At 71.4% G+C, this 20,588-nt stretch carries 22 protein-coding genes and 2 pseudogenes; 16 read left to right on the top strand and 8 right to left on the bottom strand.

Annotation, left to right across the window (positions count from 1 at the left end):
• Positions 1 to 22 precede the first annotated feature (22 nt).
• The 7 genes and pseudogenes from P3G67_RS30945 to P3G67_RS30915 all read left to right on the top strand — a co-directional run bounded on the left by P3G67_RS30945 (position 23) and on the right by P3G67_RS30915 (position 6,600).
• Positions 23 to 2,035 (top strand): putative cobaltochelatase, encoded by a 2,013-nt coding sequence (locus P3G67_RS30945; protein WP_276096449.1) that lies wholly within the window; start codon positions 23 to 25, stop codon positions 2,033 to 2,035.
• The gene (gene cobO, locus P3G67_RS30940) at positions 2,035 to 2,631 is read left to right on the top strand and encodes a cob(I)yrinic acid a,c-diamide adenosyltransferase (RefSeq protein WP_269854510.1); all 597 of its coding nucleotides are present in this window, start codon (positions 2,035 to 2,037) and stop codon (positions 2,629 to 2,631) included. The genes P3G67_RS30945 and cobO overlap by 1 nt, the downstream gene beginning before the upstream one ends.
• Positions 2,625 to 4,019 (top strand): cobyrinate a,c-diamide synthase, encoded by a 1,395-nt coding sequence (locus P3G67_RS30935; protein WP_276096448.1) that lies wholly within the window; start codon positions 2,625 to 2,627, stop codon positions 4,017 to 4,019. Before cobO ends, P3G67_RS30935 begins: the two co-directional genes overlap by 7 nt.
• Before the next feature lie 11 nt (positions 4,020 to 4,030).
• Positions 4,031 to 4,414 (top strand): annotated as a pseudogene (locus P3G67_RS30930) (cobalamin biosynthesis protein); the annotation flags it as partial.
• Between the two features lie 115 nt (positions 4,415 to 4,529).
• Positions 4,530 to 5,291 (top strand): sirohydrochlorin chelatase, encoded by a 762-nt coding sequence (locus P3G67_RS30925; RefSeq protein WP_276096447.1) that lies wholly within the window; start codon positions 4,530 to 4,532, stop codon positions 5,289 to 5,291.
• Complete coding sequence (gene cobC / locus P3G67_RS30920) at positions 5,288 to 6,358, top strand: Rv2231c family pyridoxal phosphate-dependent protein CobC (protein ID WP_391858386.1); 1,071 nt, start codon at positions 5,288 to 5,290, stop codon at positions 6,356 to 6,358. Before P3G67_RS30925 ends, cobC begins: the two co-directional genes overlap by 4 nt.
• Before the next feature lie 11 nt (positions 6,359 to 6,369).
• Positions 6,370 to 6,600, top strand: coding sequence for a ribosomal protein L7/L12 (locus tag P3G67_RS30915; RefSeq protein WP_276096446.1), 231 nt, complete (start codon positions 6,370 to 6,372; stop codon positions 6,598 to 6,600).
• A 9-nt stretch (positions 6,601 to 6,609) separates the two neighbouring features.
• Here the strand turns inward: P3G67_RS30915 and P3G67_RS30910 are convergent, their stop codons facing one another.
• The 5 genes from P3G67_RS30910 to P3G67_RS30890 all read right to left on the bottom strand — a co-directional run bounded on the left by P3G67_RS30910 (position 6,610) and on the right by P3G67_RS30890 (position 12,791).
• On the bottom strand, positions 6,610 to 9,393 hold the full coding sequence (locus tag P3G67_RS30910; RefSeq protein WP_276096445.1) for a bifunctional YncE family protein/alkaline phosphatase family protein: 2,784 nt from the start codon (positions 9,391 to 9,393) through the stop codon (positions 6,610 to 6,612).
• Between the two features lie 40 nt (positions 9,394 to 9,433).
• The gene (locus tag P3G67_RS30905; protein ID WP_276096444.1) at positions 9,434 to 9,880 is read right to left on the bottom strand and encodes a hypothetical protein; all 447 of its coding nucleotides are present in this window, start codon (positions 9,878 to 9,880) and stop codon (positions 9,434 to 9,436) included.
• A gap of 3 nt (positions 9,881 to 9,883) precedes the next feature.
• Complete coding sequence (locus P3G67_RS30900) at positions 9,884 to 10,738, bottom strand: ABC transporter permease (protein ID WP_276096443.1); 855 nt, start codon at positions 10,736 to 10,738, stop codon at positions 9,884 to 9,886.
• Positions 10,735 to 11,625, bottom strand: a complete 891-nt coding sequence (locus P3G67_RS30895; protein WP_276096442.1) for an ABC transporter ATP-binding protein — start codon at positions 11,623 to 11,625, stop codon at positions 10,735 to 10,737. Before P3G67_RS30895 ends, P3G67_RS30900 begins: the two co-directional genes overlap by 4 nt.
• Before the next feature lie 128 nt (positions 11,626 to 11,753).
• Entirely contained in the window at positions 11,754 to 12,791 is a 1,038-nt protein-coding gene (locus P3G67_RS30890; protein WP_276096441.1) for an SCO1860 family LAETG-anchored protein, read from the bottom strand.
• A gap of 222 nt (positions 12,792 to 13,013) precedes the next feature.
• On the opposite strand from P3G67_RS30890, the gene P3G67_RS30885 reads away from it, so the two are divergent.
• The gene (locus P3G67_RS30885; RefSeq protein ID WP_276096440.1) at positions 13,014 to 13,751 is read left to right on the top strand and encodes a Clp protease N-terminal domain-containing protein; all 738 of its coding nucleotides are present in this window, start codon (positions 13,014 to 13,016) and stop codon (positions 13,749 to 13,751) included.
• Between the two features lie 12 nt (positions 13,752 to 13,763).
• Here the strand turns inward: P3G67_RS30885 and P3G67_RS30880 are convergent, their stop codons facing one another.
• Complete coding sequence (locus P3G67_RS30880; protein ID WP_276096439.1) at positions 13,764 to 14,855, bottom strand: amidohydrolase family protein; 1,092 nt, start codon at positions 14,853 to 14,855, stop codon at positions 13,764 to 13,766.
• Between the two features lie 424 nt (positions 14,856 to 15,279).
• Between P3G67_RS30880 and ectA the strand changes: the two genes are divergently transcribed.
• The 5 genes from ectA (at position 15,280) to P3G67_RS30855 (ending at position 18,823) form a co-directional block, all read left to right on the top strand.
• Positions 15,280 to 15,822, top strand: coding sequence for a diaminobutyrate acetyltransferase (gene ectA, locus P3G67_RS30875; protein ID WP_276096438.1), 543 nt, complete (start codon positions 15,280 to 15,282; stop codon positions 15,820 to 15,822).
• Between the two features lie 105 nt (positions 15,823 to 15,927).
• Entirely contained in the window at positions 15,928 to 17,196 is a 1,269-nt protein-coding gene (ectB, locus tag P3G67_RS30870; RefSeq protein WP_276096437.1) for a diaminobutyrate--2-oxoglutarate transaminase, read from the top strand.
• Positions 17,197 to 17,239: 43 nt separating this feature from the next.
• Entirely contained in the window at positions 17,240 to 17,638 is a 399-nt protein-coding gene (locus P3G67_RS30865) for an ectoine synthase (protein WP_269854497.1), read from the top strand.
• A gap of 3 nt (positions 17,639 to 17,641) precedes the next feature.
• Positions 17,642 to 18,529, top strand: a complete 888-nt coding sequence (thpD, locus tag P3G67_RS30860) for an ectoine hydroxylase (protein ID WP_276096436.1) — start codon at positions 17,642 to 17,644, stop codon at positions 18,527 to 18,529.
• A 162-nt stretch (positions 18,530 to 18,691) separates the two neighbouring features.
• Entirely contained in the window at positions 18,692 to 18,823 is a 132-nt protein-coding gene (locus P3G67_RS30855; RefSeq protein ID WP_276096435.1) for a hypothetical protein, read from the top strand.
• A gap of 30 nt (positions 18,824 to 18,853) precedes the next feature.
• Here P3G67_RS30855 and P3G67_RS30850 read toward each other — a convergent pair whose 3' ends face one another.
• A complete protein-coding gene (locus tag P3G67_RS30850) occupies positions 18,854 to 19,003 on the bottom strand; it encodes a hypothetical protein (protein ID WP_276096434.1) in 150 nt (49 codons plus the stop codon).
• Between the two features lie 17 nt (positions 19,004 to 19,020).
• Between P3G67_RS30850 and P3G67_RS30845 the strand changes: the two are divergent.
• A pseudogene (locus P3G67_RS30845) lies at positions 19,021 to 19,290 on the top strand (IS982 family transposase); the annotation flags it as partial.
• Positions 19,291 to 19,319: 29 nt separating this feature from the next.
• Here P3G67_RS30845 and P3G67_RS30840 read toward each other — a convergent pair.
• Positions 19,320 to 19,637 (bottom strand): helix-turn-helix transcriptional regulator, encoded by a 318-nt coding sequence (locus P3G67_RS30840; protein WP_276096432.1) that lies wholly within the window; start codon positions 19,635 to 19,637, stop codon positions 19,320 to 19,322.
• 179 nt (positions 19,638 to 19,816) lie between these two features.
• On the opposite strand from P3G67_RS30840, the gene P3G67_RS30835 reads away from it, so the two are divergent.
• A complete protein-coding gene (locus P3G67_RS30835; protein ID WP_276096431.1) occupies positions 19,817 to 20,137 on the top strand; it encodes a hypothetical protein in 321 nt (106 codons plus the stop codon).
• 3 nt (positions 20,138 to 20,140) lie between these two features.
• Positions 20,141 to 20,521: an STAS domain-containing protein gene (locus P3G67_RS30830; RefSeq protein ID WP_276096430.1), complete on the top strand. Its 381-nt coding sequence runs from the start codon at positions 20,141 to 20,143 to the stop codon at positions 20,519 to 20,521.
• The last annotated feature ends 67 nt before the right edge of the window (positions 20,522 to 20,588 follow it).

Here is a 20,588-nt window from a genome sequence, read left to right as displayed (position 1 = left end):
CACTCGTAGGAGGAATCCCGGCGTGAGCACCCACTACCCCTTCACGGCGATCGTCGGGATGGACGACCTGCGGCTGGCGCTGCTGCTGAACGCCGTCTCCCCGGCGGTCGGCGGTGTGCTGGTGCGGGGTGAGAAGGGCACCGCCAAGTCGACCGCGGTACGCGCGCTTTCGGCGTTGATGCCGACGGTCGAGGTGGTGCCGGGGTGCCGCTTCTCCTGTGACCCGCAGGCACCGGACCCGGCCTGCCCGGACGGCCCGCACGACCCGGCGGACGGTGGAGCGCACCGTCCGGCGCGGATGGTGGAGCTGCCGGTGGGCGCCTCCGAGGACCGGCTGGTGGGCGCCCTGGACATCGAACGGGCCCTGGCCGAGGGCGAGAAGGCCTTCGAGCCCGGTCTGCTGGCCGCCGCGCACCGCGGGGTGCTCTACGTCGACGAGGTCAACCTGCTCCACGACCACCTGGTCGACCTGCTGCTGGACGCCGCCGCGATGGGCGCCTCGTACGTCGAGCGCGAGGGCGTCTCGGTGCGGCACGCCGCACGCTTCCTGCTCGTCGGCACGATGAACCCCGAAGAGGGCGAACTGCGCCCGCAGTTGCTCGACCGGTTCGGGCTCACCGTGGAGGTGTCGGCGTCCCGCGAGCCGGACCAGCGGGTCGAGGTGGTGCGCAGGCGGCTGGCGTACGACGAGGATCCGGCGGCGTTCGCCGCGCGCTGGGCGGCCGAGGAGGACGAGCTGCGCCAACGCATCGCCGCCGCACGCGGGTTGCTGCCGTCGGTGCGGCTCGGCGACGCCGCGCTGCGCCAGATCGCCGCGGTGTGCGCGGCGTTCGAGGTGGACGGGATGCGCGCGGACATCGTGACCGCCCGCACCGCCACCGCGCTGGCCGCCTGGGCGGGCCGTACCGAGGTGCTGGACGAGGACGTACGGCAGGCCGCGCTGCTGGCCCTGCCGCACCGGCGCCGCCGCAACCCGTTCGACGCACCGGGGCTGGACGAGCAGAAGCTGGACGAGACGCTGGAGCAGTCCCGCGGCGAGGACGACCCGGATCCGGACGGCCCCGGCGGCCCGGACGGCGGTGGGCAGCCCCCGCAGGACGGTCCGGCGGGCGACCCGGCCGTCCCCGACCAGCGCTCCGGTGAACGGCCCGACGAGCGGCAGCCCGACCCGAGCGGTGACGCGGCGGATCCCGCGCCCGGCGGCGCCGAGCAGTCCGCGGTGGCCGCCACCGAGCCGTTCCGCACGAAGACCCTCACCGTCTCGGGACTTGGCGACGGCGTCGCCGGGCGGCGCTCCCGGGCGCGTACCGAGCACGGCCGCACCACCGGCGCCCGCCGCCCCCGGGGCGCGCTGACCAAGCTGCACCTGGCCGCCACCGTGACCGCCGCCGCCCCGCACCAGCGGGCGCGCGGGCGCAGCGGTCCCGGTCTCGTGCTGCGCAAGGACGACCTGCGGCAGGCGGTACGGGAGGGCCGGGAGGGCAATCTGGTGCTGTTCGTGGTCGACGCCTCCGGTTCGATGGCGGCCCGGCAGCGGATGGCCGCGGTGAAGGGCGCGGTGCTCTCGCTGCTGCTCGACGCCTACCAGCGGCGCGACAAGGTGGGGTTGGTGACCTTCCGCGGCACCGGCGCGGAACTGGCCCTGCCGCCGACCTCCTCGGTGGAGGCGGGCGCGGCCCGGCTGGAGAAGCTGCCGACCGGTGGCCGTACTCCGCTGGCCGCCGGGCTGCTCAGGGCCCGCGAGGTGCTGCGGGTGGAGCGGCTGCGGGACGCGTCCCGGCGGCCGCTGCTGGTCGTGGTGACGGACGGCCGCGCTACCGGAGGGCCGGAGCCGGTGGCGCTGGCGGCGCGCGCCGCGCGGCTGCTGGCCGCCGAGGGAGTGGCGTCGGTGGTCGTGGACTGCGAGAGCGGACCGGTTCGGCTGGGGCTCGCGGGCGCGCTCGCCCGTGAACTGTCCGGTACCGCCGTCACTTTGGACGAGTTGCGCGCGGACGCGGTGTCCGCGCTGGTACGCGACGTCAGGAGGGCCGCGTAATGCCGCAGGGGAAGCCGAGTGTGGTGCCGGAGGATGGCCTGACGACGCGTCAGCGGCGGAACCGTCCGCTGACGATCGTGCACACCGGTACCGGCAAGGGCAAGTCGACGGCCGCCTTCGGCATGGCGCTGCGCGCCTGGAACCAGGGCTGGCCGGTCGGGGTGTTCCAGTTCGTCAAGTCCGCCAAGTGGCGGGTCGGTGAGGAGCGGGCGCTGCGGGTGCTCGGAGACTCCGGCGAGGGCGGCACGGTCGCCTGGCACAAGATGGGCGAGGGCTGGTCGTGGGTGCAGCGCGACCTGGAGTCCAGCGAGGAGGCGGCCCGGGAGGGCTGGGCGCAGGTCAGGCGCGACCTGGCCGCCGAGACCTACCGGCTCTACGTGCTGGACGAGTTCGCCTATCCGATGCACTGGGGCTGGGTGGACACCGATGAGGTGCTGGCGGCGCTACGGGACCGTCCCGGCACCCAGCACGTGGTCATCACCGGCCGCAACGCGCCGCAGAAGCTCATCGACGCCGCCGACCTGGTGACCGACATGACCAAGGTCAAGCACCCGATGGACAGCGGGCAGAAGGGCCAGCGGGGCATCGAGTGGTAGCCGTTCCACGTCTGGTGATCGCCGCTCCCTCCTCGGGCAGCGGCAAGACCACCGTAGCCACCGGTCTGATGGCCGCCTTCGCCCAGCGCGGCCTGGCCGTCTCACCGCACAAGGTCGGCCCGGACTACATCGACCCCGGGTACCACACGCTGGCCACCGGCCGCCCGGGCCGCAACCTGGACGCCTACCTGTGCGGCCCGCAGCGCGTCGCGCCGCTGTTCCTGCACGGTGCGCGCGCCGCCGACCTGGCCGTGGTCGAGGGTGTGATGGGGCTGTACGACGGTGCGGCGGGACAGGGCGAGTTGGCCTCCACCGCGCAGGTGGCGAAGCTGCTGCGGGCGCCGGTGGTGCTGGTGGTGGACGCCTCGTCGCAGTCCCGCTCGGTGGCCGCGCTGGTGCACGGCTTCGCGTCCTGGGACCCCGAGGTGCGAATCGGCGGAGTCATCCTCAACAAGGTCGGCTCCGATCGCCATGAAGCGCTGCTGCGCGAGGCGCTGGAGGAGTCGGGCGTCCCGGTGCTGGGCGTACTGCGCCGCTCCGCCCGACTCGCCGTCCCGGCACGCCACTTGGGCCTGATCCCGGCGGCGGAACGCCGCACGGAGGCGGTGGGCGCGGTACGCGAGATGGCGGATCGCGTCCTGGCGGGCTGCGACATGGACGCGCTGCTGGCCTTGGCCAGGACGGCTCCCGTGCTGACCGCCGAACCATGGGACCCGCTGGCTTGTGGGCGGCCCTTCCGCCGGGGCGGAACGGAGGGGCACAGCCCCACGGCGGCCCCCCGCCCGGTCGTGGCGATGGCCGGCGGCCCGGCCTTCACGTTCTCGTACCCGGAACACACGGAACTCCTCACCGCCGCGGGCGCGGAGGTCATCCCGTTCGACCCGCTGCGCGACGAACGGCTCCCCGACCGCACCGCCGGACTGGTGATCGGCGGTGGCTTCCCGGAGGTCTACGCCCCCGAGCTCTCCGCCAACGAACTCCTCCGCAAGGCGGTCGCCACCCTGGCGTCCGCAGGAGCCCCCGTGGCGGCTGAGTGCGCCGGACTGCTGTACCTGGCAAGGGAGTTGGACGGCGCGCCCATGTGCGGTGTGCTCGACGCCACCGCCCGGATGACCGACCGGCTGACGCTCGGCTACCGCGATGCCGTCGCGGTGGCCGACAGCGCGCTGGCCGAGGCCGGAACCCGGCTGCGCGGCCATGAGTTCCACCGCACCGCCATCGAACCGGGAGCCGGGCGGACCCCCGCGTGGGGCTGGTCGCAGCCGGCGCGCCGCCTCGAAGGGTTCGTCGCGGGACCGACGGGAGGCGTGCACGCCTCCTACCTGCACACGCACTGGGCGGCCGAACCCTCCCTGGCCCACAGGTTCGTCGCGCGGTGCGCCGGTTGACCGGGCACCGGGTCGTCGTCGGCGTGGGCGCCAGCTCGGGCGCGCCCGCCGACGAGGTGTACGAGCTGATCGAAAGCGTGCTGGCCGAGGCGGGTCTGGCAGCGGACCGCGTCGCCGCGTTGGCGACCGTCGCCGCCAAGGCGGACGAGCCCGGGATCGTCGAGGCGGCCCGGCGGCTCGGCGGCGTGCCGGTGCTGGCGTACGACGCGGCGGTGCTCGCCGCGATCGCGGTCCCCAGCCCGTCTCCCGCGGCGCTCGCCACCGTCGGCACGCCGAGCGTCGCGGAGGCCGCCGCCCTCGCCGCGGCGCCCGGCGGTGAACTCCTGGTCCGCAAGCGGAAGTCCACCCCGCGCGCCGAACGTCCCCCGACGGCCACCGCCGCCCTGGCGTCCCGGCGCCGCGGGTAACTCATGACGACCCCGCGACCAGCCGGTTCCCCCTGTGGGTAGGGCCGGTACGGTGTGCCGCACGCACAGAACCGGCACCACCCGCAGCAAGGAGACACCCCCCGTGACCTCGCCGCCCGCCCTACTGCTGATCGGTCCTGGTCCGCGCGACGCCGAGGAGTCCGCCGCCCTCCACTCGCTTGTCAGAACGGTCGGTGAGCGCGCGCCGTGGCTACCGGTCGGCGGCGGATCCGTCGAGTCACTGGCCGACACGGTCGACGAGCTGGTGGCGCGGCACGGCGTACGGCACTTCGCGGCCGTGCCGTTGGCGCTGGCCACCGGCGGTGTGCGGGACGCGCTGCGCCGCGAAGCGCTGCGGCACCCGGACACCTCGTACCGGCACCTGCCGCTGGACGCGCGGCCGGAACTGCTGGAGGCGTTGGAGCGCCGCCTGGACGCGGCGCTGGGCGACGGCCGCCGCTCCCCGTCCGACCGCGCGGCGACCACGGTGCTGCTGGTCGGCCGGGGCACCACCGACCCCGACGGCAACGCCGAGGCGCACCGGGCGGCACGGCTGCTGTGGGAGGGGCGCGGCTACGCGGGCGTGGAGACCGCGTTCGGCTCGGTCGCCGCACCCGATGTGCCCTCGGGGCTCGACCGCTGTGTGCGGCTCGGCGCGCGCCGGGTGGTGGTGCTGCCGTACTTCCTGTTCGGCGGCCCGTTGGCGGGCAGGGTCCGGCAGCAGGCCGAGGGCTGGGCGGAGGCGCACCCGGGGATCGATGTGCGGTACGCCGAAGCGGTCGGCGGCACACCGGAGTTGGCAGAACTGGTACTGGCCCGGTACCACGAGGCGCTGCGCGAGGACTGCGAGGTGTGTGCGCCGTGACGGCCGTGTCAACCCATGCGGACGAACACGACCTGCGCCACCACGGTGACGCGGAGGTACGTGACGACGGCGCGGACCTGGTGGACCTGGCCGTCAACGTCCGTACCGGAACGCCCCCTTCGTGGCTGTTGGCACGGATAACCGCCTCGCTGGCCGGACTTGCCGCCTATCCGGATGGCCGGGCGGCCCGGCAGGCGGTCGCGCGGCGGCACCGCAGGCCGTCCGAGGAGGTGCTGTTGACCGCGGGCGCGGCGGAAGCGTTCGTACTGCTGGCCCGTGCTCTCGCGCCGCGCCGGGCGGTCGTGGTGCATCCGCAGTTCACCGAGCCCGAGGCGGCGTTGCGGGACGCGGGTCATCCGGTGCACCGGGTGCTGCTGCGGTACGAGTCCGGCTTCCGGCTGGACCCGGCGGACGTGCCGCAGGACGCCGACTTCGTGGTGATCGGCAATCCGACGAATCCCACGTCCGTGCTGCATCCGGCGCGCACCCTCGCCGGACTGGCCCGCCCCGGCCGCACTGTGGTGGTCGACGAGGCGTTCATGGACGCGGTGCCGGGCGAGCGCGCGTCGCTGGCGGAGCGCCGCGATCTGCCCGGTGTGGTGGTGCTGCGCAGCCTCACCAAGACCTGGGGGCTGGCGGGGCTGCGCATCGGCTATGTGCTCGCCGCCCCGCCGACGATCGCCGCGCTGGAGCGCGCGCAACCGCTGTGGCCGGTCGCCACCCCGGCGCTGGCGGCGGCCGAGGCGTGCTGTGCCCCGCCCGCCGTGGCGGAGGCCGCGGAGGCGGCGCGGCGCATCGCACAGGAGCGGGAGCATCTGCTGTCCCGGCTGGCGGACCTCCCGGCCGTCGAGGTGGTGGGCCCGGCCGAGGCGCCGTTCCTGCTGCTGCGGTTGCCGCAGGCGGCGAAGGTCCGCGAGCGCCTGAGGGAGTTGGGCTTCGCGGTCCGCCGTGCCGACACGTTCCCCGGCCTGGGCCCCGACTGGCTGCGGGTGGCGGTACGGGACCGCGCCACGACCGACGCGTTCACCACCGCCCTGGCCCGCGCCGCTCTCCCATACAACCCGTAGGATCCACAGGCATGTTCACCAATTTCGACCTACTGGAACGCCGGCTGGTCCGCGTGGAGAAGAAGCTCGACCTGATCATGGAACACCTGGGCATCCAGGTCGACCAGCCCGAACTGCGGGAGGTCCGCGAGTTCATCCAGGAAGGCAAGACGCTCAACGCCATCAAGGCCTACCGCGAGGCCACCGGCGCGGGCCTGAAGGAAGCCAAGGCCGCGGTGGACCAACTGGCTTCCCAGGCCTGAGCCGCCGGTTCACTCCCCGCCGAGCTCCTGCGGCGGGGTGTCGCGTCCTGGGACCTCGTTCGGCGCGAGGATGCGCTGGTCGCCGGGGTAGGGGCGGGTCCAGTCGGTGGCCTGGTACCAGTCGACGCGGTTCAACTGGGCCGGGTTGACCTGGTCGAGCTGGGGCTTGGCGCCGCCGGTCCGCTGTATGGCGCTCCACGCCTGCCACTGCCGGGCGATGCCCTGGTAGCGCTGCGGCACGGCCTGGGCGGCGGTGGACCTGAGACCGTAGTCCAACGGGATCTGGTTGGGCAGCGCGGTGTACGGGGTGAGGTCGGGGTGCCCGGTGAACAGGTCGTACATCGGCTCCGCGGCGCGGTCCACCTGGTTCATCGGCTGGGCGCCCAGGATCTGCTCGATCGTCCGGACCACGTTGACCTGCGAGTAGTACGTGGAGACCACGGTGTGGCGCTTCGCGTACGGGCTGATCACCCACAGCGGGGCGCGGTGGCCGTCCACATGGTCGACGCCGTTCTGCGAGTCGTCCTCCAGGACGAAGATGGCACTGTCCTTCCAGAACCTGCTGTGCGAGATGGTGTCCACGATGCGGCCGACGGCGAGGTCGTTGTCCGCGGCCATCGCGGTGGGGTACGGGTCGGTGCCGCTGATCCCGTTGGTGTGGTCCTGCGGAAGCTGAATCATCGTCAGGTTCGCCAACCGGCCCGACCGCACCGAGTCGTTGAAGTGCCGCTGCCAGATGTCGACCCGGTACTGGTCGGGGATGTCGGTGTCGAAGGTCGGGTAGTCCGGGTGGTTGACGGCGTTCACCGACGGCACGTCGGACGTGGTCGGGTACCTGCCGATCGGGGTGTGCAGCGGGCCCGACGCCTTGCCCTCCAGGACCTGGGAGTCGTGGTACCACTGGGCCCAGGTCGGCGCGCCGGTCGAGGGCAGTGCGATGTTGCCCGCGTACTCGGCGAAGTCCTGCACCGTCTTGCCCGCGCGTTCCACCGTGTTCCACAGGAAGCCGCTGCGCTGGTAGGCCAGCGCGTCGTTGCCCAGAGCGGGGTAGCTGCGGTAGAAGGCGCCGAACTCCTTCTCGATGTAGTCGTTGTTGTCGGCCTGCACCAGCCAGTTGTGGCCGTCCGCGGACAGCGTGCCGATGTCGTAGAAGTTGTCCATCACCCCGTAACCGCTCGCCAGGGCGTGCAGGTTGGGGGTGACCCGGCTGCCGAACTGCGCCAGCGAGGGGTCGCTGTCGCCCTTGCCGATGTCGCCCAGCACCTGGTCGTAGGTGCGGTTCTCCTTGTCGATCAGGAAGACGTGCTTGATCTTCGAGGGGCTGCCGAGGTGTGCGGGGATGACCGCCTCCCGGTCGCCGGCCGAACCGTAGGACGATCCGGAGCGCAGCAGCTTCTCCCAGTCGTTGTCGACGAACACCTGGTGGGTGAGCTCGCCCAGCGCCGCCTGGGAGGGCTGGCGGAAGGTGGTGACCGATCCGGTGTCGTCGTAGGTGTTGTGGCCGGTGGCCGGGTTGGTTCCCGGGCCCTCACTGATGGTCGAGGAGGCGCCCCGGGCGCCGATGCCCTTGTCGTTGGTGACCACGATCCGGCCGGTGGCGGCGCTGCGCTGCACGTTGACCGGGTACCAGTCGGTGGGGATCAGCCCCTCGTACCGCACCGGGGACCGCCCACCGTCCCAGCGGTACCGCACCAGGGCGTTGTCCCGGCCCACGCTGACCAGCAGGGTGTGCGGGTCGGTGAAGGCCAGGGCGTTGGGGTAGCTGCCGACCGAGGAGCCGGGCAGCGGGTTGACGTTGAAGGTCTGGGTGACCCGGTGGGCGCGGGCGTCGATCACCGAGACGCTGTCGTCGTTGGAGTTGGCGACCAGGAGTGAACCTCCGTGCGCCACAAGGGCGGTGGGCTCAAGGCCGACCTTGATGGTGCCGGTCTGGCGCTGGCTGCGCAGGTCCACGACGGAGACGGTGCCGTTGGTGACGGCGCCGTTGGTCCGGTCGGCGACGACCGGTGTGCCGTCGCTCAGATTGGTGTTGTCGCCCGCGCCGGCCGGACGGCCGCCCTCGTTGGACACATACGCCTGGTCGCCCAGGATCACCACCTGCCGCGGGGCGATGCCCACCGGGATCTCCTTGACCAGGGTGTTGCTGGCGGTGTCGATCACGCCGAGGGTGTTGCTGCCGTTCAACGCCGTGTACAGGGTGCGACCGTCGGACGACAGCGCCATGCCGGACGGCAGGTCCGCCCCGTTCTTACCGGCCAGCCGGATGACCACCGCAGGCGCCGAGGTCACCTTGCCGTCGGCGTCGAGGCTGAACCGGACGAGGTCGGAGGCCTGCGGGAACCACAGGCTGCGGCCGTCCGGCGAGTACAGCGGACCGTCGGCGGCCACCTTGCCGTCGCCGATCCGCCTGTCCGCGCCGACACCGGTGCCGACCTGCTGGACGACGCGCCCGGTGCGCACGTCCATGATGGTCAGGAAGCCGGCGCCCTGGCGGTAGGTGAGGGCCGCGAGCCTGCTGCCGTCCGGGCTGAGGGTGCTGGACAGCAGCCGCCCGTTGTCCACGAGGTGCCGGGCGCCCAGCGGCGTGATGCGCTGGTTGGACGGCAGCAGGATGCCCTTGGCGGTCTGCTCCCCGTCGACCTTGTCGGTGCCGAAGCCACCGGAGATTCCCACGGCGGTGGCCGCCGCGGTGACCCCCAGCACGGCCGTGACGGCGAGCGCGGCGGCGGCCGTCCCGCCAAGTCCCCTTGATCTGGCTCGGCTTCGGCGGAAGGTGCGGTGTGGCTTGCTCATCGATGTCCCCTGTCGAGTGCCGTGGCGTAGGAGCGGGCGCTCACGCCGTGTCGAAGCAGCCGTCGAACTCGTAGAGCGGGTTGGTGTGTTGATGCCCGTCGGCGCCCTGGATACGCTGCTGGCCGACCAGGGTGGCCGGGCCCTGCGCGGTGTAGCAGCCGGTGGGCCGCACGCTCACCTCGTACGCGATGGGCTGGGTGATACCGCTCGGCGCCGGCCAGTGCACCAGGCAGACCCAGTCGTCTCCGGGGCCGCTGCCGCCGGAGGCGCGACCTGCCTTGGCGCAGTTGGCCCAGGTGTCGGGTGACGGCGCGTTGTCGGTGCCGTGCAACTCGGTCTGCTGTAGGGCGAACAGGTTCCGGAACGTTGGGCCGAGGGCGCGTTCAAGCCGCCCGCTGGTGATGTCGGAGCCGCCGCATCCGGCGGTTCCGGCCAGCAGGACGAGCGCGGCGGCGGCCAGCGCCGCGCGTGCGACGGTTCTGTTCAACGGTCAGCCCTTCGTGAAGTCCCGGCGGCGCAGCAGCAGATACCCGGCCGCCAGGCAGACCACGGTGTAGGCGGCGCTCACCGCGCAGCCCTCGACCAGCGGCCGGTAGTACGGGGTGGCCGAGAGCAGCCCGTGCCAGGCGTCGAACGGCGTGGTCAGCAGCGCGTGCCGGACCACGTCCAGCGCGTCCACGTACGCGTACAGCTGCATCAGCAGGCCGACCAGCACCGGCCCCGTGATGCCGGCCGCGCTGTGCCGGGTGGCGATGGAGAACAGCACGCCCAGCGCGGTGAAGCCGAGCGCCGGAGGCAGTACGCACAGCCAGCTCAGCAGCGCCAACTCGGCCGCCCGGCCGGACGGTACGAGGCTGCCGTCCAGCGCCACCAGCGGTTGGTGTCCCACCAGCAGTACCCCCGCCGCGATGCTGCCCGCGCCCGCCAGCACCACCACGACGACGCAGAAGGTGGCGGCGGCCAGCACCTTGCCGGTGAAGATCTGCGCCCGGGTACGGGACCGGGTCAGAATGGTCTGCCAGGTCCCGTGGTGGTCCTCCGAGGCGAAGATGTCCCCGGCGACCACACTGGTGAGCAGTGGAAACCCCCACTGCCCGGCGAAGCCCAGCACCACCAGCGGTACCGCGTAGCCGGTGTCGTGCACCCAGCGGCCGAACAGCGTGTCGGACGGCACGGTGTCCTGTGTCTTCAGCGCCAGCACGAACGCGAACGGCGCCAGCAGGCAGATCGCGGCGACCGCCCGGACCCGCCACTGGGCGGTCAGCTTCTCCAACTCCCAGAGGTAGACGGTGCGCACCCCGCCACGCGGGCGGGCGGCCGGCTCGTCCAGCGCGAGGGCGGTCACCGCTCGGCTCCTTCGGTCAGCGTGAGGAACAGCGACTCCAGGGAGGTCGCCTCAAGCCGCAGCGCCCGCACCGCGATGCCACGGCGGCCGAGCGCCAGCACGTAGGCGTCGAGTTGCTCGGGCCTGGCATGTACGGTGAGCCCGCCTTCGGGGTGGTCGTGAACCCGCACCCCGGGCTGGTCGGCGGCCACGGCGGCGGCCGACTCGTCGTCGCTGGTGGCGAGTTGGTGGGCCGGGTCGGGGGCGCGGGAGCGCAGTTCGGTCAGTGAGCCCGCGTAGGCCACCCGGCCGGTGCGCAGGATGGTCACCGTCTCGCACAGTTCCTCGACCTCGGCCATGTGGTGGCTGCTGAGCAGCACCGTCAGCCCGTCCGCGGCGAGCGAGCGCACCAGCTGCCGCATGTCGCGGATGCCCGCCGGGTCCAGGCCGTTGCCGGGTTCGTCCAGTACCAGCAGGTCGGGGGCGCGCAGCAGGGCGGCGGCGATACCGAGGCGCTGGCGCATGCCGTACGAGTAGCCGCCGACCTTTCGCCGAGCGCGGTCGGCCAGGCCGACCCGGGCCAGCACCTCGTCGACGCGGTCGGCCGCGTCACCGCCGTCGTAGGCGGCGAGCAGCGCCAGGTTGCGCTCCGCGCTGAGGTACGGATAGAAGCGCGGGCTGTCCACGAAGCCCGCCAACCGGTGCGGCTGGCCGGCGAACAGCCTTACGTCTCCGGTGTCCTGCCGCACCAGCCCGAGCAGAATGCGCAGCAGCGTGGTCTTGCCGGCGCCGTTGGGACCGAGCAGCCCGTGCACCCCACCGGCCGCCACCGTCAGGTCCACGCCGTCCAGGGCCGTCGTCCCGCCGAACCGTTTGGCCAAGCCGCGGGCTTCCACCGCCTGCCCCACCGCACCCCCTCCTCCCTGGCAACTGGCCCGAAGGTACGGCGCGTTGGCGTACGCGGGAAGAAGCGGGAACGAACACTGGGTGCGCCCCGGGGAGACGGTACGCGGCGTCTCCCCGGGGCCCTTCCCGGTTACTGCTGTGCGCGGGCCGCCTTGCGGCGCCGGGTCACGTAGATCACCGCACCGCCCGCGCCGACCAGCGCCACCGCGCCCGCGGCCAGGTACGGGGTGCTGGAGTCGGCACCGGTCTCGGCGAGGTTCTGCCTGGCGGCGGCCGAGTCGACCTTGGTCCCGTTACCGGCCGTGCTGCCGCCGTTGGGTGAACCCGCGCTGTCCGTCCCGGCGTTGGTGGCCCCCTTGGTGGCGCCGCCGTCGTTGGCGCCACCGCCGCTGCTGCCCGCGCCACCGCTGTCGCCACCGCTGCCGCCGCCCTTGGGCGTCTGGCAGGTGGCGCGGGCCAGGGTGACGTCGCCGGTCACCTGGGCGACGTTGAGCGCGGCGGGGTTGACCGAGACCTGGAGGTTGAGCGCGGTCGCGGCCGAACTGGCGGACGTGGTCTCGGTCTTCGACAGGTCGAGGCGGACCTCGCCGACACCGGGCACGTCGACCTTCGTCGTACCGCCGGCAGTGAGCCTGACCCCCTTGCCCAGCACCTCGATGTCACCGAGCAGGTTGGAGTAGGCGGTCGGCCTCCGGCCCGCGTCGCAGGTCGCCTTGGAGGTGACCTGGTGCACCTGGAGCAGTGGTGTGTCGGGCAGTCCGGGCAGGTGCACCCGGGCGTTCAGGAGGTTCACATACCCTTCGGCCCGCCGGGTCTCGGCGGTGGCCCGCGCGGTGGCCACGTCCGCGTTGAGCACGCTGAAGGGCCTGCCGCCGTCAACGCCGTCCAGGTGCGCGCTGAGCGCGGTCCGGTCGGCGTCGGCGGGCGCGTGCACGTCGTTGAGCGTGACGTTCAGCGGCAGGTCGACGGCCTTGTCGAGCAGGGAGACGTCAAGGCCGGTGTTGAGCACGGAGGCGGTCGAGTGGCCGCCTCCGCTACCACCGTCGCCGGAGCCGGTGGTGGCCTGCGCGACCGGGGCGAGGGCCAGGGCGCTCGTGGTGAGCGCGATGGACGCACCGACCGCCGCCGCGCAGCGGCGTGCGGGCAGGCTGAGGACAGAGCTGTACAACTGAGGAACCCCCACAGATGGCTTGGCGTCATCGGCGTTACTGAGAAGGGGACAGCGCACCCGCCGACGACATCGACCCGGCAATATTTACGCACCGGGCGTACAGGAACAGCTACCTGGAGCCACTTCACTCCAAAGGATGGTTTCCGGGCGCAAGTTCGAAAGAAGGGCATCGTCAACTACTGGTTGACGGCCCAGGATGCGACAACCTACGGTTGACGCATGTCGAAGCAACCAGTACGGCTCGACGATCTCATCGAGCACGTCATCAGCCAGCACCCGGACGGCGACGCGCTACAGCACCTCTCGGACGCCGTCGAGACCTCCACCCACCTCGGCGACGTCGCCGACCACCTGATAGGGCACTTCGTGGACCAGGCCCGCCGCACCGGCGCGTCCTGGACCGAGATCGGCCAGTACATGGGGGTGACCAAGCAGGCCGCGCAGAAGCGGTTCGTCCCCAAGGAGACCGAGGCCGACGAACTCGACCTGCCCACCTCGGGGTTGTTCTCCCGCTTCACCCCGCGCGCCCGCAACGTGGTGGAGGCCTCCGAGCAGGAGGCCAGGGAACTCGGGCACGCCCAGATCCACTCCCAGCACATCGCGCTGGCGCTGCTCAGCGAGCCGGACGGGCTCGCCGCCAAGGCCATCGTGGCGCTCGGGCCGCCCCCCGAGCAGCTGCGCGAGGCGGTGCTGGCCACGCTGGGACCCTCCGCCGAGGAGGTGCCCAAGCGGCTGAAGTTCACCCGCGGCGCGAAGAAGACCCTCCAGCTCGCCCTGCGCGAGGCCCTGCACCTCGGCCACAACTACATCGGCACCGAACACATCCTGCTCGGCCTGCTGCGCAACGAGGACGAGATCGCCGCACAGGTGCTCACCGGCCTGGGCATCACCCGCGAGGAGACCGAGCAGGCGACGCGCGAGGCCATTGAGGAGATCCAGCGGAAGCTCAAGGGCTGACCGCTCGACCCGTCACCCGACCACGCGGCCCCGCAGCACGACCTGCCGCGGGGCCGCCAACACCCTTACGTCGACGCGCGGGTCGGCCTCGTACGCCACCAGGTCGGCGGGCGAGCCCTCGTCCAACCGCGGCCGTCCGAGCCACTCCCTGGCCCGCCAGGTGGCCGCCGCCAGCGCGTCAACCGCCGGGATCCCGGCGGCGACCAGCTCGGCGACCTCGTCCGCCACCAGCCCGTGCGGCAGCGAACCGCCCGCGTCGGTACCGGTGAAGATCTGGATCCCGGCGTCATGGGCGGCGCGCACGGTGTCGTAGCGACGGGCGTGCAACCGCCGCATATGCGCTGCCCAGTTGGGGAACTTCGCCTCTCCCCCGGCCGCCAGGTCCGGGAACGTCGCGATGTTGACCAGGGTCGGAACGATCGCCACACCGCGCTCCGCGAACAGCGGGATGGTCTCCTCGGTCAGCCCGGTGGCGTGCTCGACGCAGTCGATGCCCGCCTCCACCAGATCGGTGAGCGAGTCCTCGGAGAAGCAGTGCGCGGTGACCCGGGCGCCCTCCTCGTGGGCCGCGGCGATCGCCTCGTCGATCGCCCAACGCGGCCAGCACGGCGTCAGATCGCCGACCTCGCGGTCGATCCAGTCGCCCACCAGCTTCACCCAACCGTCACCGCGCCGCGCCTCCCGCCGCACATAGGCGGCCAGGTCACCGGGCTCGATCTCGTGGGCGTAGTTGCGGATGTAGCGGCGGGTGCGGGCGATGTGGCGGCCGGCCCGGATGATCTTCGGCAGGTCCTCCCGGTCGTCCACCCACCGGGTGTCGGCGGGGGAGCCCGCGTCCCGCAACAGCAGCGCTCCCGCGTCCCGGTCGGCCAGCGCCTGCTTCTCGCTGGTCGCCTCGTCCACCGCGCCGTGTGCGTCAAGGCCCACATGGCAGTGCGCGTCCACCAGTCCCGGCAGCACCCACCCAGTGACGGTGGCCACCTCACGGGCGTGCGCGGGGCGCTCGTACGTCACCCGCCCGTCGACCACCCACAGCTCGTCGCGAACCTCCTCGGGCCCGACCAGCACCCGCCCCTTGATGTGCAACACCGCGGCATCCGTCATGCACAGGACTCTACGGCGCGGGTACGGCGGCTCCACCGGGACGGTCACGCCACGCGTCTGCCCCGGCCCGGATCCGGTAAACCCGTCACTGGACGCTGAAACTTTTCTGCGGCATGCTTCCCTTAATTCCTCGGGGAATTTCCGGAACGGCATTCGCCCGTCTTCTTCTGCCCAGCCCTCCCAAGGCTAAACACCAAGATTTCGCTAACGCCGAATGACGTGAGTCGGGCAGACCCCAAGGGCGTTACTGAGTTGTGACCGACTCCACACCGCATCCGATTTGCCCGGATATATCCGGGCAAAAACCCACTCTGCGGGGTCGGTTCAGACGCCGGTTCGCGTGCGCGCGATAACACATTCCGGCGCCGTAGGTAACCCCGTCCGCCGATGCATTTCGCTTTCCATCTCGGTAAGTTCAATTCGCATGACCGCCGCACAAGACGACCTTGTACGCGAAGCCGTGAACGCCTCGAATTCCTCGTATCGATTGGATGCGCCGACCGTCGACGACGGCGCCGCGATCTGGCGCATCGCCCGTGACTCCAAGGCGCTGGACCTCAACTCCTCGTACAGCTACCTGCTGTGGTGCCGGGACTTCGCCCGCACCTCGGTGGTGGCCAGGGACGGCAGCGGTGAGCCAGTGGGGTTCGTGACCGGCTACGTACGGCCCGAGCGGCCGAAGACCCTGGTCGTCTGGCAGGTCGCGGTGGACCACTCGTACCGCGGTCGGGGACTCGCCGCCACGATGCTCGACGGGCTGACCGAGCGGGTCACCGCCCTCGGCATCGACCGCGTCGAGACCACGATCACCCCGGACAACGAAGCGTCCAACCGGCTGTTCACCTCCTACGGCGAACGGCACGACGCCCCCATAGAGCGCGAAGTGCTTTTCCACGGCGGTCAGTTCCCCGACGGCCATGGCACGGAGGTGCTCTACCGGATCGGCCCCTTGGGGGCCTTCCGGTGAAGGCGTTCCTTCCGGGTCTGCCGCCCCCAGGCCCCCGCCCCATGCCGCGCGATGAGGACTTTCTTCTGGGGTAACGCCCCCAGGCCCCCACTAAGGAGCATGACGGTGACCATCACCCCGCCCGCACTCAGCGTCTTCGAGTCCCTTGAGTCCGAGGTGCGCAGCTACTGCCGCGGTTGGCCCGCGGTGTTCGACCGCGCGCAGGGCAGCCGGATCCACGACGAGGACGGGCACAGCTACCTGGACTTCTTCTCCGGTGCGGGCGCGCTCAACTACGGCCACAACAACCCGGTGTTGAAACGCGCGCTGCTGGACTACCTGGAACGCGACGGGATCACCCACGGCCTGGACATGAGCACCACGGCCAAACGCGCGTTCCTCACCACCTTCCAGGAGGTGGTGCTGCGCCCGCGGGACCTCGACTACAAGGTGATGTTCCCCGGTCCCACCGGCACCAACGCCGTCGAGGCGGCGCTGAAGCTGGCCCGCAAGGCCAAGGGGCGGGAGGCGATCGTCTCGTTCACCAACGCCTTCCACGGCATGTCCCTGGGCTCACTCGCGGTGACCGGCAACGCCTTCAAGCGGGCGGGCGCCGGGATCCCGCTGGTGCACGGCACTCCGATGCCGTTCGACCACTACCTCGACGGCCGGGTGCCGGACTTCCTGTGGTTCGAGCGGCTGCTGGAGGACCAGGGCTCCGGCCTCAACCAGCCCGCCGCGGTGATCGTGGAGACCATCCAGGGCGAGGGCGGGATCAACGTGGCCCGCGCCGAGTGGCTGCGCGGCCTGGCCGAGCTGTGCAAGCGCCGCGACATGCTGCTGATCGTGGACGACATCCAGATGGGCTGCGGTCGCACCGGCCCGTTCTTCTCCTTCGAGGAGGCAGGGATCGTCCCGGACATCGTCACCCTGTCCAAGTCCATCAGCGGCTACGGCCTACCGATGTCACTGACGCTGTTCAAGCCCGAGTTGGACCTGTGGGAGCCCGGCGAGCACAACGGCACGTTCCGTGGCAACAACCCGGCGTTCGTCACCGCCACCGCCGCCCTGGACACCTACTGGGCGGACGGCCAGATGGAGAAGCAGACGCTGGCCCGCGGCGAGCAGATCGAGGCCGCGCTGCGCGACATCGTCCGCGAACACCCGCGCTCCGGCGTCGAGTTCAGGGGCCGCGGCCTGGTCTGGGGCCTGGAGTTCACCGACAAGCAGCGCGCCGCCGCGGTGTGCGCCCGCGCCTTCGAGCTCGGGATGCTGCTGGAGACCTCCGGCCCGGAGAGCGAGGTCGTCAAGCTGCTGCCCGCGCTGACCATCAGCCCCGACGAGTTGGACGAGGGCCTGCGCACCCTCGCCCGCGCGGTCCGCGAGACCGCGTAACTCCCCCCCACAGCGCACCAGCACAGAAAGGCACCGCACCACCGTGATCGTCCGATCGTTCAAGGAACTCGAAGGCACCGACCGGCATGTGAAGGCAGCGTCGGGCACCTGGGAGAGCAAGCGGATCGTCCTGGCCGGGGAGCGGGTCGGCTTCTCCCTGCACGAGACCGTGATGTACGCGGGGACCGAGACGTCCATGTGGTACGCCAACCACATCGAGGCCGTGGTCTGCGTGGAGGGCGAAGCCGAGCTCACCGACGAGGAGACCGGCGAGAAGCACTGGATCACCCCGGGCACGATGTACCTGCTCAACGGCCATGAGAAGCACACGATGCGGCCCAAGACCGACTTCCGCTGCCTGTGCGTGTTCAACCCGCCGGTCACCGGCCGTGAGGAGCACGACGAGAACGGGGTGTACCCGTTGCTGACGGAGGAGGCCTGAGCGATGACGACGATCACCGACCTGTACCCGACCCGCGGCACCGCCGAGGTCAGCACCCCGCGCCAGGACCCGGTGGTGTGGGCCACGCCCGGTACGTCGGGCCCGATCCAGCCGTCCGAACTGCACGGCTACGACCGCGACGGCTTCCTGACGGTGGACCGGCTGCTGGCACCGGAGGAAGTGGCCCGATATCGCGCCGAGTTGGACCGGTTGATCGCCGACCCGGCGGTACGGGCCGACGAACGCGCCATCGTAGAGCCGAAGTCCCAGGACATCCGGTCGGTCTTCGAAGTCCACAAGATCAGCGAGGTCTTCGCCGAACTGGTCCGCGACCCACGGGTGCTCGGCCGCGCCCGGCAGATCCTCGGCTCCGACGTCTACGTCCACCAGAGCCGGGTCAACGTCAAGCCGGGCTTCGGCGCGAGCGGCTTCTACTGGCACTCGGACTTCGAGACGTGGCACGCCGAGGACGGCCTGCCGCGGATGCGCACCGTGTCGGTGTCGATCGCGCTGACCGAGAACCACGACACCAACGGCGGCCTGATGATCATGCCGGGCTCGCACCGTACGTTCGTCGGCTGCGCGGGGGTGACGCCGAAGGACAACTACAAGCGGTCGCTGCGGATGCAGGAGGCCGGCACTCCGTCGAAGGAGGCGCTGACCGAACTGGCCGGGCGGCACGGCATCAAGCTGTTCACCGGCCCGGCCGGCTCGGCGACCTGGTTCGACTGCAACTGCATGCACGGTTCCGGTGACAACATCACGCCGTTCCCGCGCAGCAACGTCTTCATCGTCTTCAACAGCGTGGAGAACACCGCGGTCGAACCGTTCGCGGCACCGGCGCCGCGCCCCGGGTTCATCGGGGCGCGGGACTTCACTCCGGTTCGGTGAGCCCGTACCTGGGCTGACCAGGCAAAACAGAGCCGCGTGCCGGGTCCGTGATGTGTCGTGGGGACAACACTCACGGCCCGGCATGCAAGCGCCCGCGAAGCAGTCGGACCCGCACCCCTCGGAAGGGGTGCGGGTCCGACTGTGTACGGCTGGCACCGGCCCATGACGGCTGTCCACGGGCTGCGGCTGGCGCGTGACCTCACCGAGGCGATGGGCGGCACCCTTGAGCCCGCGAGGAGCGGCCCCGCGTTCTCGGTGGCGCTGGCCTTCCCTCGGCGCACCGTCCCCCGGTGAGTTGACGAGGTGCGCGCCAGCGGAGGTTGGCTACTCCTCCAGCGTCGCGCCCGTGCTGCCCAGGGCCGATCCGGCCTGTTCGGCCAGTTTGACCGCGCCCAGTCGGGCCTGTCGCCGCGTCTTCGCGCCCGATGCCGGACACATCCTGAACCGGCCGAGGTAGCGGCCGTTGCCGGACATGCGCAGCTCGATCTCGGATCTTGGCCGACAAAGGCTTCGCAAGGCGGGAGTTCGGGGCATTCCTTTACCGGTCGGCTCCGTGCACACTTGGCAAGATCACCCGGGGTCGTCAGTGGGCCGAGGCCGTCATCGACACCCTCAACGGCCGGTTCAGCATCGAACAACACGGTGCCAGACCTTGGCCGGAGTCCTTGCCCGCACTGGTCAACGCCCTCCTGGCCCTGGCGGCTGCCATGTGGCGCAACTGGACCACCGGAGCCCCGGACAAGCGCTCGTTGATCGCGTAGGACCACTGAAGACGATCGAACTCAATCACCTAGCCCGCGGCGGACTCGGGCCCTGACTTGTGGTCGAGGATCGCCAGAAGGTCGTCGACGGTGCCGTCGTCCGCGGGATGGCGCAGGCGTGTGCCCAGGATGACCCGGTAGTGGTTCGTGCGGCCCCGTCGGGTGTGCGTGAGGTACCCGCCGTCCTCCAGGTCCGTGATGATCTTCTGCACGGCACGTTCGGTGAGCAGGCACGCCGTGGCGATGTCGCGGATCCGCGTGCCGGGGTCCCGGGCGATCTGAGCCAGCACGCGTGCGTGATTGGTCAGGAACGTCCAAGTTCCTTGTGAGCTGGGCCTCTCTTCCATGGCACCCCATGGTAGAGGCATGTCACGTGGATAATAGGCGAACTGTAATTCGTGAATTTGTTGACAGGTTGTTCGCTGTCCCAGATCATGAAGCCGCAGCTGCTGAACCTGAACCCGTCGCCCCTCCTGGACCGCACCGCCCATCCCGTGGCGGTGCCCGCACTTCATGGGAAGCACTCGTGGAACGCCTCACCAGGGCTGGCCTCGACCAGTTGACTACCGTGCTCGCCGAGCGGATCGGTGATCCCCGGGCGCTGTCGCCCACCATGGGTGGCTACTCGCTTCGGCACAGCGTCGCCCATGCCATACGCGGTATTGAGGCGTACCTCGACATGGCCGTGGACCAGCCCGGACGCCTGTCACTGGCTTCCTCCCGTGCCCATGCGGAAGAGCTTTGGACCGTGCTTGAACGGGCCGCCGCGCTGCTGGCCCATGCGTCTGCCTCGCCGGAGCTCGCCGCCACCCCCCAGCGCGATCCTCACGACGAGCGAAAGGACTGAGCAGTGGCGCCGACCGGCCCCTCACCCACCGACGCCTCCTCCCTCGGCCCCAGGGCCATCCTCACCACCGCCCGCAACGGCCAGGTCCTCGTCATGCGCTTGGCGGGCGAACTCGACATGGAAGGCGCCGGCGTTTTCGAGGAGGCGCCGACGGAGAACGCCTCCGCGCTCGTCCTCGACCTGTCGCGGCTCGACTTCTGCGACTCCACGGGCCTCAACGCCCTGCTGCGCCTGCGTCTCGACGCCCAGGGCCGCGGCGTTCCCGTCCACCTCGCCGCGTTGACGGACCGGGTGGCGCGCCTGCTGGAGATAACCGGGGCCGACCGGATCTTCCCGGTGCACCCCAGCGTCGAGAACGCCCTCGCGGCCCTGGAACGCGACTGATGGTCCCGCGAGCGTCTCCTCGCCGCACAGCCATAGTGCCGTGACCGGGAACGTTCACCGGGTCGAG

The sequence above is a fragment of the Streptomyces silvisoli genome, assembly GCF_029269905.1.
GTDB classification, from domain to species: Bacteria; Actinomycetota; Actinomycetes; order Streptomycetales; family Streptomycetaceae; genus Streptantibioticus_A; species Streptantibioticus_A silvisoli_A.
Note: the sequence above shows the minus strand (reverse complement) of the source record. Positions and strands in the feature narration are given on the sequence as shown.